The 15,097-nt window shown below is 67.2% G+C and carries 16 protein-coding genes; 6 read left to right on the top strand and 10 right to left on the bottom strand.

Annotated features, from left to right (window positions below; genetic code table 11):
* Window positions 1-15 precede the first annotated feature (15 nt).
* From ACQR1Y_RS32285 to ACQR1Y_RS32275, 3 genes are read left to right on the top strand one after another with little or no spacing between them, the layout of a single operon-like run.
* Window positions 16-627 carry a HupE/UreJ family protein gene (locus ACQR1Y_RS32285; RefSeq protein WP_434879628.1) on the top strand — a complete coding sequence of 204 codons (612 nt, stop codon included), beginning with the start codon at window positions 16-18 and terminating at the stop codon, window positions 625-627.
* Window positions 624-1,241, top strand: a complete 618-nt coding sequence (locus ACQR1Y_RS32280; protein WP_434879571.1) for a HupE/UreJ family protein — start codon at window positions 624-626, stop codon at window positions 1,239-1,241. Before ACQR1Y_RS32285 ends, ACQR1Y_RS32280 begins: the two co-directional genes overlap by 4 nt.
* 46 nt (window positions 1,242-1,287) lie before the next feature.
* Complete coding sequence (locus tag ACQR1Y_RS32275; protein WP_434879572.1) at window positions 1,288-1,770, top strand: prepilin peptidase; 483 nt, start codon at window positions 1,288-1,290, stop codon at window positions 1,768-1,770.
* 5 nt (window positions 1,771-1,775) lie between these two features.
* Here ACQR1Y_RS32275 and ACQR1Y_RS32270 read toward each other — a convergent pair whose 3' ends face one another.
* The 10 genes from ACQR1Y_RS32270 to ACQR1Y_RS32225 are packed head-to-tail and all read right to left on the bottom strand — an operon-like array spanning window position 1,776 to window position 9,906.
* On the bottom strand, window positions 1,776-2,393 hold the full coding sequence (locus tag ACQR1Y_RS32270; protein WP_434879629.1) for a hypothetical protein: 618 nt from the start codon (window positions 2,391-2,393) through the stop codon (window positions 1,776-1,778).
* Complete coding sequence (gene gspM, locus ACQR1Y_RS32265) at window positions 2,393-2,953, bottom strand: type II secretion system protein GspM (protein WP_434879573.1); 561 nt, start codon at window positions 2,951-2,953, stop codon at window positions 2,393-2,395. Before gspM ends, ACQR1Y_RS32270 begins: the two co-directional genes overlap by 1 nt.
* A complete protein-coding gene (locus tag ACQR1Y_RS32260; protein WP_434879574.1) occupies window positions 2,950-4,023 on the bottom strand; it encodes a PilN domain-containing protein in 1,074 nt (357 codons plus the stop codon). The genes gspM and ACQR1Y_RS32260 overlap by 4 nt, the downstream gene beginning before the upstream one ends.
* Window positions 4,020-4,949: a general secretion pathway protein GspK gene (locus ACQR1Y_RS32255; protein WP_434879575.1), complete on the bottom strand. Its 930-nt coding sequence runs from the start codon at window positions 4,947-4,949 to the stop codon at window positions 4,020-4,022. The genes ACQR1Y_RS32260 and ACQR1Y_RS32255 overlap by 4 nt, the downstream gene beginning before the upstream one ends.
* Window positions 4,949-5,686, bottom strand: coding sequence for a type II secretion system protein (locus tag ACQR1Y_RS32250; RefSeq protein WP_434879576.1), 738 nt, complete (start codon window positions 5,684-5,686; stop codon window positions 4,949-4,951). The genes ACQR1Y_RS32255 and ACQR1Y_RS32250 overlap by 1 nt, the downstream gene beginning before the upstream one ends.
* On the bottom strand, window positions 5,686-6,105 hold the full coding sequence (locus ACQR1Y_RS32245; RefSeq protein ID WP_434879577.1) for a prepilin-type N-terminal cleavage/methylation domain-containing protein: 420 nt from the start codon (window positions 6,103-6,105) through the stop codon (window positions 5,686-5,688). Before ACQR1Y_RS32245 ends, ACQR1Y_RS32250 begins: the two co-directional genes overlap by 1 nt.
* Entirely contained in the window at window positions 6,077-6,541 is a 465-nt protein-coding gene (locus tag ACQR1Y_RS32240; RefSeq protein ID WP_434879578.1) for a pilus assembly FimT family protein, read from the bottom strand. Before ACQR1Y_RS32240 ends, ACQR1Y_RS32245 begins: the two co-directional genes overlap by 29 nt.
* Window positions 6,534-7,010, bottom strand: a complete 477-nt coding sequence (gspG, locus tag ACQR1Y_RS32235) for a type II secretion system major pseudopilin GspG (protein WP_434879579.1) — start codon at window positions 7,008-7,010, stop codon at window positions 6,534-6,536. The genes ACQR1Y_RS32240 and gspG overlap by 8 nt, the downstream gene beginning before the upstream one ends.
* Before the next feature lie 20 nt (window positions 7,011-7,030).
* Window positions 7,031-8,242, bottom strand: coding sequence for a type II secretion system F family protein (locus tag ACQR1Y_RS32230; protein ID WP_434859913.1), 1,212 nt, complete (start codon window positions 8,240-8,242; stop codon window positions 7,031-7,033).
* Between the two features lie 8 nt (window positions 8,243-8,250).
* A complete protein-coding gene (locus ACQR1Y_RS32225; protein ID WP_434859912.1) occupies window positions 8,251-9,906 on the bottom strand; it encodes a GspE/PulE family protein in 1,656 nt (551 codons plus the stop codon).
* Between the two features lie 250 nt (window positions 9,907-10,156).
* On the opposite strand from ACQR1Y_RS32225, the gene gspD reads away from it, so the two are divergent.
* The 3 genes from gspD to ACQR1Y_RS32210 all read left to right on the top strand — a co-directional run bounded on the left by gspD (window position 10,157) and on the right by ACQR1Y_RS32210 (window position 15,075).
* Window positions 10,157-12,454, top strand: a complete 2,298-nt coding sequence (gspD, locus tag ACQR1Y_RS32220) for a type II secretion system secretin GspD (protein WP_434879580.1) — start codon at window positions 10,157-10,159, stop codon at window positions 12,452-12,454.
* Window positions 12,426-12,974 carry a tetratricopeptide repeat protein gene (locus ACQR1Y_RS32215; RefSeq protein WP_434879581.1) on the top strand — a complete coding sequence of 183 codons (549 nt, stop codon included), beginning with the start codon at window positions 12,426-12,428 and terminating at the stop codon, window positions 12,972-12,974. Before gspD ends, ACQR1Y_RS32215 begins: the two co-directional genes overlap by 29 nt.
* A gap of 220 nt (window positions 12,975-13,194) precedes the next feature.
* Entirely contained in the window at window positions 13,195-15,075 is a 1,881-nt protein-coding gene (locus ACQR1Y_RS32210; protein WP_434879582.1) for an alkaline phosphatase family protein, read from the top strand.
* Window positions 15,076-15,097 lie beyond the last annotated feature (22 nt).

The raw sequence follows: 15,097 nt of genomic DNA, 5'->3' as shown, positions 1-15,097 counted from the left end.
ACGAACGGGATGATCATGATCGCGCGCAAAGTCCTGCAGTCCGCGTTGACGGCCGCGCTGCTCTTGGCGCTGACGGCAAGCCCGGGTCTTGCCCATGAGCAGACCGGGGTCGGCGGCGGCCTGGCAAGCGGACTGCTGCATCCCCTGACCGGGCTCGATCATCTCGTTGCGATGGTCGCGGTCGGCATCTGGGGCGCGCAGCTCGGCGGCGTTGCGGTCTGGGTGTTGCCGATCGTGTTTCCGATGGTGATGGCTTTCGGCGCGGTGCTCGGAATCCTCAAGATCGGGCTGCCCGTGCCGGAATTGGTGATTGCGCTGTCGGGATTGATCCTCGGTCTCGCGGTCGCCATGCGCATCCGGGTGCCATTCGTCGCGGCGGCGGCCATCGTTGCGGTGTTCGCGATCTTCCACGGCCATGCGCACGGCGTCGAGCTGCCCTCCGCCGCCAATCCGCTCGCCTATGGCTGCGGCTTCGTAGTCGCGACAGGCCTGCTGCATGCGTGCGGCATCACCATAGGCGCGCTGGCCCGCTGGCCGGCGGGAGAACGGGTGATCCAGGGCGTCGGCGCGGCCATCGCCGCGCTTGGTGGCTACTTCCTGGTCGCGAGCCTTGGAACAGCGGCATGAGCGGGCGGCTGAGAACGGTTGTCCTCGCAGCGCTGCTGCTGACGCAAAGCCAGGTCGCAGACGCGCACATCGTCTCCGCCCGGCTTGGCGATTTCTATGCCGGTGCGCTGCATCCGCTGCTGACCTTGCAGGACGTGCTGGTCTGGATGACGCTCGGCCTGCTCGCTGGCTCGCTCGGCGCAGCCAGCGGACGCTGGCTGATCGTGGTGTTTCCGCTCGGTCTCTGTGCCGGCTTGGCGTTGGCCACAACTACGAGCATCGCTGCGCTGCCGCCGGTCGTGGACGCCGCGACCATTCTCCTGCCCGGATTGCTGCTCGCGGCCAGTCTCCGCATTCCGGTCGCGTTGCTGTGCGCCATTGCCTTCGCCCTCGGGGTGATGCGTGGCGCTGCAAACGCCGACGAGCTCGTCGCGCAGACCGATCGTCTGCTCTACGCGGCGGGTCTCGCATGCGCCGGCTATGTCGTCATCACGCTGGTGACGGCGGTCGCGCTGTCGTTCCGGCGCCCCGACACCGAGCCCGCGTCGAGCTGGCGCGGAATTACGCTCCGCGCGGTCGGCGGCTGGGTCGCCGCGGTCGGGCTGATGATGGCCGGACTATCCTTCGCCACATGAGCCTGTCTATGCTCGGGGTCCCGCGACCGACCCACCATCCTGCTTCGTGACCAACCTCATCCCCCTCATCTGCCTGCTCGTGCTGCTGCCGACCTGCGCCGGCCTGATCTGGACGGATCTGCGCAGCGGCATCCTGCCGGATTGGATGAACGCGCTGGTGGCCGCAAGCGGCTTCGTGCAAGCGGCATGGGCTGATCTGCAGGACGCGCTCTGGACTGCGGCCGCCGCGCTTGCTGTCGGCGCGGTGCTGCTGCTGCTGCGCCGCCTCTATTTCATTGCCCGCGGCCGGCAGGGCCTGGGGCTTGGCGACGTCAAATTTCTGATGGCCGCGACGTTCTGGACAGGGCTGGCGGGCCTGCCAATCCTGCTGCTGATCGGAACGCTCTCGGCGCTGGCGATGGTTCTCGTCCTCTATTCGACCGGGCGGCCGTTGAGCGGACAGACGGCGCTGCCGTTCGGTCCGTTTCTGGTCGGGGGTCTGCTCGCGGTGCTCGTGCTGCGCGCCAGCGGCCTCGATATGACGCTCTGACGCCCTCAGCGCGACCGCCGCGCCATCCGCTCCCGCCCGGTTGGCGGCGGCGGGGCGTCGACGTCACTGTCGCTATCGCTGCTCGCGGTCTCGCTCGGTTGCGGCATCGCCAGCGTGACGGTTTCGCCATCCTTCTGCAGCACCGCCTGGCGCGCCTGCAGCGATTGCAACGTCCAGCCCTCATGCGCGGTCCCCATGCGCAACCGCAACGCGGCCTGCGACGATGGATCGATGAAGATGGCGAAGCTGTCCTCGCCGCCGACCACTGTGCCGACGAGCTGCAGATTCGGCCGTTCCGGCTCGCTCGGCGGAGGCGGCGGCGCACGCATCTCCACGACCGGAGCGACGGCCGGCAGTTCGGGCGGCCGCCGCGAGGCGGAGAAGATCGGCCGGTCGCGCGTGGCCGACAGCGTCGCGATCGGCACGTCCCAGAGCGGGTTGACGCTGCTCCCTGCGGGTCTTGCCGGAAGCTGCGCGCCCGGTGCAATCGCGCCGACCGCCGACGGATCGGGAGAACTCGCAGGGGCTTGCGGCAGCGCAGCCGGCTCGAGGCCTTCGACGTCCTCCCCCAGGGCGGGACTGAGCGCCACCGCAATGGCAAGCAGGCAGAGGAGCCAACGCATCACGATTGCCCCCTCCATTGACCGGACACGGTGAGCTGCACCCGCAGCCGCGCGCCTTCGCTGGCGGCCGCCGCCAGCGGCTGCTGGACATGCAACTGATCGACGAACAGAAACGGCAGCCCGGCCTCGATGTCATAGAGCAGTTGCTGCAAGCCCGGCTGCTCCAGCTCGCAGCTCGCCACCACGCTGATCACGTTGGCGTTGGTCCGGGCGGCCGGCAGATCGACCTGGGTCGACAGCACGTTGCCGCCCGCCTTGGCGATCGCTTCCGTCAGCCGCTGCACCAGCGCGGCCCCGGCAATGGTCACCGTTCGCCCCTCGACGAACACCGAGCCCAGGCCGGTCGAGACGTTCACGGCGACCGCATCGGCAGGCCGCCTGCGTCGGGTGAACTGGACCATTTGCGCCTTGGCGTCGCCAAGCTCATCCTGTTTCGCGAGGAGATCGGCGACGGCCGACGTGCCGAGCCAGATCAGCGTGACGACGCTGACCACGTAGATCGCCGCAGCCGCAGCCGGCGAGTTGACGAAGATGCGGCGCGGCCAGGTCGACCAGTTCATGCGCGGTCTCCAAAATAGGCGTTGAGGCGCGCCTCGATGTGAAAGCGCTCGCCCGCCTCGCCCGCCGTCCGCGTCGTCGGCGCGTAGAACGTGGCACGGCTGAATTGCGGCGACTGCTCGATCAGCCGGATCAGCGCCGGTGCGTCCTGGGTCACGCCGGATATCTGCAGCCGATCGTTCTCGATATGCAACTCGATGACATAGGTGCCGTCGGGCAGAATCTTCGACAGCGTCTCCAGCGCGATCACGCTCGCGGGGCTGGTCTGCTTGCGCTTGGCGAGAAGCCCGTCGGCCGCGGTTGCGCCAATGCCCGGCCGCAGCGCGGCGCGGAGCCGCGCGACCTGCGCCTGCGCATCCTCCAGCTCACTGTCGAGATATCGGCCGGTCAGCGTGGCAGCGATCAATACCACGGCCGTCATGGCGGCGACCGAGACCCATCCAAGCTTCAGCACGCTCCCGAGATCGCGTCCGCCCGGTAGCGAAGAGCGCAGCGAGGCCTTGTAGATCGGGATCGCCTCGCCTTCCGGTCCGTCGGCCTCGGCGACGACCACGATCCTCGCCGCGCCGACCTCCTCGGCAAAGGCCAATAGCGGCTGCATCAGCGCACGCGGCGTCGCCAGCAGCGTCAGGGCAATCCGGTCGTTGGACGCAGGGCGCGGCGCGCTGAAGCCGAACAGGACCTGATCGAGCGTCCACGGCGTCAGCCGGCCGATCTGCGTCCGGATCATGCCGTCGAGAAATGGCTCGGCCTGCTTGGGGAAGTCGAGTGGCCGGACCAGCATGTTGTCGGCGGCGACATGCACCTCCAGCACACAGCCGCGCAGCGCTCGAAGCCATTCCGGCGAGAGCGCATGGCGCGGTGCGCCCGGGGCGAAGCTCATCGTGATTCCCGGCAGGGCCGCCTTCCCCTTGCCTGACGGCATCACCGTCAGCGTGATATGGTCCGGCCGCGCATAGCGGATCACGACGCGGCCGCGGGTCAGTTGCCGATCGGCGATCGTCTCGGCCGCGATCGCGACCGTCGCGGTCCATGCGGTCAGGCCGCGCTCGATCGTCTCGGTCAGCTTCATGGCATCCGTCGCGCTTGGCGCGCGCCCCTCGGTTGCGGTCCTTCGTCCTGGCGCGCCAGCAGCCGATATGGCTCCTCGCCCTCGCCAGGGATGATCACGGCCGTCGCCGCGTATCGCAGCCCGCCCGCCGGATCGACGACGATCTTCAATCGATAGGCCTTGCTCTTGCCGCGCGCGGCATCCTTCGCAGCCGGCCCCAGCGTCTTGGCCAGGGCATCGGCGTCCCGCGTGCTGAGGAAATCCTTCAGGATCAGCGGCGTCATGCCCGGCAGGGCCGCCACCACCTCCGGCGGTGCAATCGCCGGATCGATTCCTGGAGAGCCATTGAACACCGTCACCAGCGGCAGCACGCGCGCGATGAGCGCGGCCGGCATCCCGAGAACCAGCGCAAGTTCGCCGACATGGGGGAATGGCGCCAGGCGTGGCATGCGCTTGAGGCCCGCCGCGGCATAGCGCGCCTCCTCGTCCCTGGCCTTCGCGGCATCGGACGGCTTGGACCGCCATGCCACCACCCGCTCGGCCATCTCCTTGGCGGCGTCTCGTTCGACGCCCGTCGTGACGAAGAGATTTGCGAGCATCTCCCTCGGCGCGGTGTTGAGATCGACGCGAGCAGACTCGTTGACGAACGACACGACGATGTCGTTGCCTGCGAGCGCCAAACGGAAGCCCCCCTGCTGCGGCCGCTCCTCTTCCTTGGGCAGCATCAGCCGATACGCCGACAATTCGATCGCCGCCGAGATCAGCGCATCCGCCTCGACCGTCTTGTCTTCGAGCCGCAGCAATCGCGCCGAAGCTCCCAGTTGCTGCGAGACGACGACCACGAGCACTGAGAGCGCAGCGAGCATCCACAGCGCGGCGATGAGGATGAAGCCGTCCTCAGCGCCGCGCTGATCTATGTCCCGTCTGTTGATCTGCGTCGCGCGCATCAGTCGATCAGCCCATCATTGCTGGCGGGTGGCGGCTCAGGCGTTGGCGGCTCGGGCGCGCCCGGCGGCGGTTTGGGACCGCCGCCGCTGTCGGCAGCGATCGCCGCGCCGCCAGGCGTATCGACCTGAATACGGACCGCGCTGACCAGGATAGGCCGCCCACCGCGGCTCTCGTCGCGGATCGTCATCCGGACCGCAAACGGCAGCCTGGCGGCGTCGTGCCATTCCGGCCTCCAGGCCATCGACCGGTCGGCATAGGCGAAGGACATCCGAAACGGTCGAGACAGCAGCACGACGGACTCGCCAAAGCGAAAATGATCGCTCGCCACCTGGCCCGCGGGAAGAACATCGAATGCCGCGCGCGACCGCAGCACGGCGCGTTCGCTGCCTGTATCCTCCTCGCCGATCCTGATGACCGCGAGCCCGTGCCCGGAGTTGGGGCCGATGTCCGTGCGGACGAATGTCGCCGAAAACTCCTCGCCGATGAACAGCGGCCCCTTCTGCTCGCGGCTGACCGAGACGAACTCCGCCGCCGCAAGATCCTCTCCCGCGCGGCGCAGCGCGGCGGCGACCATCTCGGCGCGTTGCACGCGATCGAGCCCACGCTGCCAGGCCGGCAGCCATTGCGATGTCACGGCCAGCAGCGCGGACAGCACGATTCCCGCAATCGCGAGCGCGCCGAGCGCCTCGATCAGCGCGAAACCGGCTGTGCCTGAACGATCGGATCTGGCGCTCATCAGCGTTGTGCCCGAACGAGCCGCACCGTCTGCAGTTCGGCGACGGCGCCGGAGCCAGTTGTCACGCGCAAGCTGACGGCTTCCGGCACCCAGCCCTGCTGTCCCGCGGGCTGGCCCCAGTCGCCGCCGAGCGGCGCGATCTGCAGCGCCACCGATCCGGAGCCGGAGCGCTGCGCGCTGCTGCCGGGCTGCAGGCGGCTGCGATCGGCCAGCGCCGTCGCGAGCGCCAGCCGCGCATCGGTCACGAGCGTGACATGCTGCTCGAGCTTGCGAACGCCTGCCGCATTGCGCGACACCACGGCGCCGATGGCGACGATCGACACGGTGACGACAGCGAGCGCGACGAGCACCTCGATCAGCGTGAAGCCGGCCTCGGTGGCGCCGGCATGTTCAGCCAGCGGCGTGTGCGCGCGAGACAATGTCGATCCTCCCCGTCAGCCAGTTGACCCTGATCTCCAGGCTGAGATCGGCGCGCGACAGCGTGATCGCTCCGCCGCAGGACAGGCCGTCCGGAAAAAAGCTGATCGTCGACGGCACCGGCCGATGCTGGCAGCTGCGCGGCAGCGTCGCCTGGAAGCCGACGTCATCTGGCAGCCGCAGGGCGGTCGCGCTGCCGCCGGCACGGATCAACCGCCGCGACGTGTCGATCTGCGTGTCGATCCGCGTCCCGTTGCGAAGCGACGCGGCACGATCCGACTTCAACAGCGTCACGGCCTGCAGCGCATAGGCCTGCAGCCGCGGCCGCGAGGTCTGCCGCGGCAGATAAGGCAGCGCGACCGACGCCAGCAGCGCGATGATCGCGAGCACGCAGACCATCTCGAGCAGCGTGAAGCCGCGCTGTCCCACCTCACTCACTGCGCGCGCTCGTCTGCGTGCCCAGCACGATATCGGCCGCGGTGCCGGTGCCGCCCTCCTGGCCATCGGCGCCGTAGGACATGATGTCATAGGGCCCGTGGTCGCCCGGCGCGCGGTAGACATAGGCCGTATTCCAGGGGTCCTTGGGCACGGCGCCGCCCTTGAGATAGGGACCGTTCCAGGCGCTCAGTCCGGCCGGCCGCTGCGCCAGCGCCGCCAGCCCCTCGGATGTCGAGGGATAGCGGCCGGCATCGAGATAGAACAGGTCGAGCGCGGCCGAGAAGCTCTGCAACTGAATCCGTGCCGCCTTGGTCTTGGACTCGCTGAGATAGTTAAGCACGCGCGGGCCGATCAGTCCCATGATCAGGCCGATGATGGTGATGACGACCAGCATCTCGACGAGCGTGAAGCCGCGTTCGCCGTCGCGTCCGGCCTGGATCGCCAACCTGGTTCGCATGTCAGATGTCATGTCACTCTCCTTGAACGCGATCAGCCGACCAGCTGGGTGACTGAAAGAAGGGCCGTCATGATCGACACGATCAGACCTCCCACGACGATACTGATGAGCAGAATGGCGGCAGGCCCGACGATGCCGACGACGCGATCGAGCCCGCGCTGCAGCTTGGCCTCATAGAATTCGGCAATGCGCGTCGACAGCGTCGGCAACTGGCCGGTCTCCTCGCCGAGCCGCAGCATGCGCAGCGCCATCGGCGGCAGCATGTTGTCCGTCGACAGCGCCTGGGACAGCTTGCCGCCGTGACGCACGCGGTCCGCGGCCGCGGACCACGGCGTGCGCGACGATGTCACCGACATCACGTCGACCAGGATGCGCAGCGCCGCGCTCAGATTGACGCCGCAGCCGAGCAGCAGGCCGAGATTCCGGCAGAACAGGCTCGTTCGATAGAACATCAGGATGCTGCCGATGCCGGGCACCACGGCCAGCGCGCTGGTCAGCGCGGCGCGGACGGCGGCCTGTCGCAGGAGCCACCAGGCGACCGCGATCAGGGCAGCACAGCACAGCGCGATGACCGTCGCATTGGCGCGGAGGAGGTCCGACAGCGTCATGAAGAAGCCGAGCGCGGTATCGGCGCGGCCGCCGAAATCGCGCAGCACCGCGGAGAAATTCGGCAGCACGGCGACGAGAAAGAACAGCATCACGCCGATCGCGGCGAGGAACACAAAGGCGGGGTACTGCATCGCATCGGTCAGCTTGCGCCGCGTCGCCTCGGATCGCTCCCGCTCGCCGGCGAGCGCGGTCAGCACGTGATCGAGTGTTCCGGAGGCCTCGCCGACACGCATCAAGGCGACGTACATCGGCGAGAACAGCGCCGGCTGCGCCGCGGCGGCATCGGCGAAACTCTCACCGCTCATGATGGCCGCGCGCAGCCGTGCCACGACAGGGCGAAGACGGCCGAGATCGGAGTCGCTCGACAGCAGGTCCAAGGCATCGTCGAGTCGTGCGCCCGCCCTGAGCAGCAAGGCCAGATCGCGCGTGAACGTCGTGACCTCCGCGGCCGTCGGGCCTCCGAACGAGAGTCCGATCGAAGATCCCGCGCCCGCCTTCTTCTCCTCGACGGTCTCGATCGGCAGCAGTTGCAGATAGGAAATGCGCTGCTCCACCTCGCCACGCGACGGAGCCTCGATCGAACCGACCACGATGTCGCCGGATTGTGTCAGCGCGCGATAGCGATAGTTCGGCACCATTCACCTCAGCGCGCCACGAGAACACGAAGCAGTTCGGACACGGAGGTGACGCCGGCGCGACACTTGGCGACGCCATCATCCAGCATCGTCGTCATGCCCTCCTGCATCGCCTGCCGGTCGATCGCGAGGCCATCTGCGCCGTCGGCGATCAGCTGACGCAGACCGCTGGTCAGTTCGAGCAATTCGAACACGCCGACCCGGCCGCGATAGCCGCTTCCGCCGCAACGCTCGCAACCGGCCGGATGCCAGACGATGTCGCCGGGCACGAGGCCGAGGTGACCGAGGCGCGGATCGTCGCGGCAGGTCTCGTCGTCGATCGGCCGGGCGACCTTGCAGTGCTCGCAGAGCTGACGCACCAGGCGCTGGGCGATGACCGCGCGCAACGTCGAGCGCAGGAGATAGCCTTCCACGCCGAGATCGAGCAGGCGCGGCACGGCCGCCGCCGCCGTTTCGGTATGCAGCGTGGTCAGCACGAGATGGCCGGTCAACGCCGCATGCACCGCGACATGCGCGGTCTCGCTGTCGCGGATCTCGCCGACCATGATGACGTCGGGATCCTGGCGAACGAAGGAGCGCAGCGCGCTGGCGAAGGTCAGCCCGATCGCGGGCTTGATCTGCGACTGGTTGATTCCGGGAATCTCATATTCCACGGGATCCTCGACGGTGAGGATCTTGCGCTCGGGCGTGTTGAGCATCGACAGGATCGTCGCCAGCGTCGTGGTCTTGCCGCTGCCGGTCGGCCCGGTGATCACGATCATGCCATGCGGCAGCGTCATCAGGCGCCGAAGAGCCGTGTCGTCGCGCGTCGAGAGCCCGAGGCGGCTCGCGACCAGCTGCGAGCGATCCTTCGGCAGGATGCGTAGCACGGCGGACTCGCCATGCTGCGTCGGCATGATAGCGACGCGGACATCGATCTCCGCGCGACCGGCACGGATGCGCGCGGCCCCGTCCTGCGGCAGGCGGCGCTCGGCAATGTTGAGACCGGCCACGATCTTGATGCGCGAGATCACCGCCTGCGGCAGGACGCCGGTGGGCGCCGCGATCGGCCGCAACAGGCCATCAACCCGGAGCCTGACCACGAGTCCGGTCGAGAACGGTTCGATGTGGATGTCGCTGGCGCGCATCTCCACCGCTCTCTCGATGAGATCGTTGACGGCGCGAACGACCGGCGCGCCGCTGGCGAGGTCGCGAAGGCTTTCGACATCGTCGTCGCGGAGCTCCTGGGCCGGCAACATCTCGGAATCATCGCCGGAGCCTAGCCGCTGGTCGAGCACCACGGCGATGTCCTCGTGCGAAGCGACCTTGAACAGCGTGGCCGGACCGAGCACCAGTTCGGCCGCGCGACGCACCGCCTGATCGGTCGGATCGGCCATCGCGAACACGGCCCCGCCTTCGGCGGTCCTGTAGGGATAGCCGAGGACTTCGCGCAGAAAACGCTCGGAGAATTCTCCGACGGCCGGCTGGGCCGCGAGGAGATCACGCAGCGGCGCGCGCTCCAGGCCCGTGAAGTCCGCAACCTCCTGTGCGAAGACCTCGGCCGTGAGGCCAAACTTGTCCCACAGCGCCGTCTGCGCCTCGCCCGCAGCTGCAACGTCGCCGGACGCCCGCGGATGGCGCTCGCGCAAATAGGCCTGGAATTGAGTCGAGAGTGTTCCGCTCATGGCGTGATCCGGGTGGCGCCCGTGCCGGCCCAACGTCTCGGCACCCCGCAACTGGCGACCGACGTTATCGATCGCGAACATGACGGCTGTACGAAAACAGCGACACCGACATTTGAGACACACAGGCGGCGCAAAGGCCGGCCGCTCTCAGCGAAGATACATAAGTGTCATATTAGGTCGCTATGCAGGCTCGGGTCCGGACGTGCCTCACGACGTTTGGGCCAGTCCACACGAGTAGATCGGCAAGTCCATGTTTCGTCTCGGCAATCGAAGCCAGTCCGCTGCGGTTGTCCGTCATGCCTCATTGCTCGCGATCGCAGTGTCGCTCGCGTCATGCAACATGGCGACCCTGAACTCCCAGGCCAGCGCGCCGGCGGACGTCGACGTCATCGACAAGGTGCGGTCGCTCGACATCCTGCCGCGTGACAACACACCGGTGGCATCGATCCAGAGCCGCCCCGAGGCCGAGCGTGCGACGGCCCGGACCTATCAGGGGACGATGGTGCAAGAGGTTGCCGAGGCCAGGCCGCTGCCGGCCGCCGACGGCAAGGGCTATGACCTCAACTTCGAGAACACGCCGATTGCCGCGGTCGCCAAAGTGGTGATCGGCGACATTCTCGGCGTCGGTTACTCGATCGATCCGCGCGTGCAGGGCAGCGTCAGCCTGGTGTCGGCGCGCCCGGTGCCGAAGTCCGATATTCTCTTTGTTCTTGAAAGCGCGCTTCGGCTGTCCGGCGTCGTGCTGGTGCGCGAGGGCGGCGGCTACAAGCTGACGCCGCTCGGCGACGCGATCGGCGGCGGCCGGGTCGATGGCGAGGCGGGCCGCGCCGAGCCGGGCTACGGCGTCTCGGTGGTGCCGCTGCAATATGTCGGCGCGCAGACCATCCTCAAGCTGATGGACAGCTTCGCCACCCGCGCCGGCAGCGTGCGCGCGGATTCGACACGAAACCTGCTGCTCATCCAGGGCACCGGACCCGAGCGGCGCTCCGCGATCGAGACGGCGCTGAGCTTCGACGTCGATTGGATGCGCGGCCAATCGGTCGGCGTGTTTCCGGTCAGCAACTCGGCGCCCGAGCCGATCGTGGCTGAGCTCGAGAAGATCATGGACAGCGGCGAGAACGGGCTGAGCCAGAACCTGGTGAAGCTGCAGGTCATCAGCCGGCTGAATGCGATCATGGTGGTGGCACGCAAGCCGGCGCTGCTGCAGAGCGCCGCGACCTGGATCCGACGGCTCGACCAGGCGGACTCCGGGCGCACCAGCGTCCACGTCTATCGAATCCGCTACGGCGATGCGCGGCAGCTCGCCAAGATCCTCTCCGACATGTTCGGCGGCGCCGGCTCGTCGTCATCCACGGACAGCGCAGACGGCCAGACGGCGCCGGGCTCGGACGGCACCACGACCTCCGTTGCCGACCGACTGTCCTTCAACACGGGCTCGTCCAGCTCCGGCGCCAATCCGTCGAGCCGCATGCAGGGCGCATCGGGCCTGACCGGCACCGCCACTTCGAACTCCAGTCCCGCCAGCACTCCGCCGACCTCGACCGGATTGGAGTCGCGCAGCGGCGGCGCGGGCGGACAGGCGCTGATGCCCAACGTGCGCATCACGCCGGACACGGTCAACAATTCGCTGCTGATCTACGCCGACCGCGAGAACTACCGCACCATCTCCAGCACGCTGCAGCAGCTCGATCAGCCGGTGCTCCAGGTCGGCATCGAGGCAACCATCGCCGAGGTCACCTTGACCAACGAGCTGTCCTATGGCGTCCAGTCCTATCTCTCGAGCAAGTTCCTCGGCCTCGGCACCGATCGGGGCTCGATCTCCAACACGCAGGCAACATCGGTCGCCACGGCCACGGCGTCAACCGCCGCGAGCGCTCTCATCAATCGCGCGCTTCCCGGCTTCAACTTCCTGATCGGCAGCGAGACGTCGCCCAACATCATCCTGGACGCGCTTCACACCGTGACCAGCGTCAAGGTGCTGTCCAATCCCTCGCTGGTGGTGATCAACAACCAGACCGCGACGCTGCAGGTCGGCGACGTCGTGCCGGTCTCCACTGGCAGCGCCACGGTGCTGTCGTCGAGCAACACCGTCGTCAACACCATCGACTATCGCAACACCGGCATCATCCTGCGCGTCGTGCCGCGCATCGCGGCCAACGGCAATGTGCGGCTCGAGGTCGAGCAGGAAATCAGCAACGTCGCGGCGCAGAGCTCATCGAGCCTGACGCCGACGGTGTCGCAGCGCAAGGTCAAGAGCGCGATCTCGGTCGCCAACGGCCAGACGGTGCTGCTCGCCGGCCTGATCAGTGAGCAGCAGAACGGCAACCGCAACGGCATTCCGGGCTTCGATGAAATTCCGGTGCTGGGCGACGCCTTCTCGCATCAGGGCAAGAAGGGCACGCGGACCGAGCTGATCATCTTCATCCGCCCGCAGATCATCAGGGACGGCAGCGATGCGCATCAAGTGGCCGAAGAACTCCGTTCCAAGCTCCGCGGCTCGGTCGGAGCCGCCATCACGGATGAACTGCGTGTCCGCACCACGCGCTGAGACCCGTCGTACGGCGAGACCGACGCGGCGCGGCTCCATCCTCGCGCTCGCCGCGGCCTGCCTGCTGCTGGGCAGCTGGCCCTCACTTGCGTATGCCGACTCGGTCGCGGCGGCCCGGAGCGCCTATGCGCGGGGTGACTTCGTCCGTGCGGTCCGCGTGCTCACGCCGCTCGCCTTGCGCGGCGATCCGCGCGCCCAGGCCATGCTCGGCTTCATGTACGAGAACGGCTTCGGCACGCCGCAGGCCTATGTCGTCGCCAGCGATCTCTATTGTCAGGCCGCCGCCGCCGGCAACCCGTTCGGCCAAGCCATGCTCGGGCTGATGTACGACAAGGGCCACGGCGTCCCGCAGGACGTGGTGCTCGCCTACAAATGGCTGAATCTTGCAGCTGCCAATACCGGTCATGCGCAGCGCAGCTACTATCTGCGCCTGCGCAATGCGGTCGCGTCGAAGATGTCGGCGAGCCAGATCGCGCAAGGCCAGGCGCTGGCGCTCGCCTGGATTCCCGGCCAGTTCTGATCGCGGCTCGCCGCTCCCGCACATCCCATCAGCAGACATCCGCTGCCAGCTGACGCATCGCTGCGATCCGCGGGACGGCGCACGCGTGTCGTTTCGTTGCGCGCTGTCACAAAACCGCATCGAGATCGACACTGCATTGCAATTTGTTGCCGCGATAAATCGTCGCAGGCGCTGCATCACTCCGAGCCGGTGCCGACCACCACTCCGTCGGGAGACATCCATGACCAGAATAGTCACGCGATCCAAGGCGATCGCGCTAGCGACCACTGCTGTGCTCACCGCCACCAGCGTCGCACCGGCCTTCGCAGGCCCTGCGACCAGCACGCCCATCGAGCACGTCATCATCATCGTCGGTGAGAACCACACCTTCGACAATCTGTTCGGCACGTACAAGCCGAAGCCGGGCCAGAGCATCGACAATCTGCTGAGCAAGGGCATCGTCAATGAAGACGGCTCACCCGGCCGGCATTTCAAGAAGGCCGAGCAGCGGATCGGCCGCGATGAGGTGCGCTACGGCGCCGAGACCGCCTCGACCGGCGCCTATGCGACCTTGCCGCAGCCCTACACGACCTACGGCATCGGCCTGCCGCAGAACGTGCTCGACACCCGCTTTCCGGCCAATCTTCCCAACGGGCCGTACCAGATCTCGAAATACGTGACCTATGCCGCCTACACTGGCGATCCGGTGCATCGGTTCTTCCAGATGTGGCAGGACATCGACGGCGGCAAGCACGACAAGTTCGTGTGGGTCGAACAGACCATCGGCACCGGCTCGAACGGCAAGCCCTATCCGGCCGGCGGCTTCAACCCGATGGAAGGCGCTATCTCGATGGGGTTCTACAACATGAACCCGTTCACCGACGCGACCGGCAAGGCGCAGCCCGGCGATGCGCCGTTCTTCAAGCAGCTGGCCGACGAATATGCGATCAGCGACAACTATCACCAGGCGATCATGGGCGGCACCGGCGCCAACTTCCAGTCGCTGGTGACCGGACACGCGGCGTTCTTCACCAACCCCGAAACCATGAACGGCGCTCCAGCAGTGCCCTATGCCAACCAGATCGAGAACCCGGATCCGGTCCCCGGCACCAACAATTACTACAAACAGGACGGCTATAGCGGCGGCTCCTACGTCAATTGCTCCGACCCGACCGCACCGGGGGTGGCCGCGATCAACGAGCAGCTGCTCAAGAACGGCGTCTACGACAACCGCTGCGCGCCGAACCACTATTATCTGGTCAATAACTACAACATGTTCTGGAATCAGAGCAGCACGAAGCCGAATGCGCTCGGCTCCGACAAGTTCGTGCTGCCGCCGCAGAGCGCCCCCACCATTGCCGACGTGATGACGGCGCGGGGCGTGTCGTGGAAGTATTACAGCGCCGATCGCGGCGACGACGCCACCACCTTCGCCAAGAGCGTCGACGGCGTGCCGCTGCTGTTCCACTCTTATTGCGGCATCTGCGATCCGCTGACCGGCTTCATCAAGATCATGAAGACCCCGTCGGAGGAAGCCAAGCTGCAGAACTATGGCGCGTTCATCAAGGACGTCGAGAACTCCACGCTGCCTGCCGTCTCGTTCGTGCGCCCGTTCGAGGCACTGGCCGGCCACCCGGCCGACTCGACCACCGACCTCTACGAGAAGTTCCTCGAGGCGCTGATCAATCGCGTCAAGGCCAATCCGAAGATCTGGGCCAAGACCGCAATCTTCATCACGACCGACGAAGGCGGCGGCTACTACGACTCCGGCTACGTCCAGCCGGTGGATTTCCTCGGTGACGGCACCCGCATCCCGTTCATCGTCGTCTCCCCGCTCGCCAAGAAGGGCCATGTCGACCACACCTATTACGACCATGTCTCGCTGTTGAAGTTCATCGAGCGCAACTGGCGGCTGCCGACGATCTCGGCCGTCAGCCGCGACCATCTCCCCAATCCGATCCATGATCGTGACGATCACCTGTATGTGCCGCGGAATCGCCCGGCGATCGGCGACCTCATGAATCTGTTCGTGTTCGCGGATCGGGACGGCGATCACGATGGCGATGATGGCTGGCACCATCACGACCACGATCATCACGGCTACGGCGGCGATCGCTGGTAATTGAAAGCGACCATGATGAGGA

This window comes from Bradyrhizobium sp. HKCCYLRH3099 (assembly GCF_051167855.1).
GTDB lineage: Bacteria > Pseudomonadota > Alphaproteobacteria > Rhizobiales > Xanthobacteraceae > Bradyrhizobium.
The sequence above is the reverse complement of the archived record's forward strand: the minus strand, read 5'-3'. Positions and strand labels throughout refer to the sequence as shown.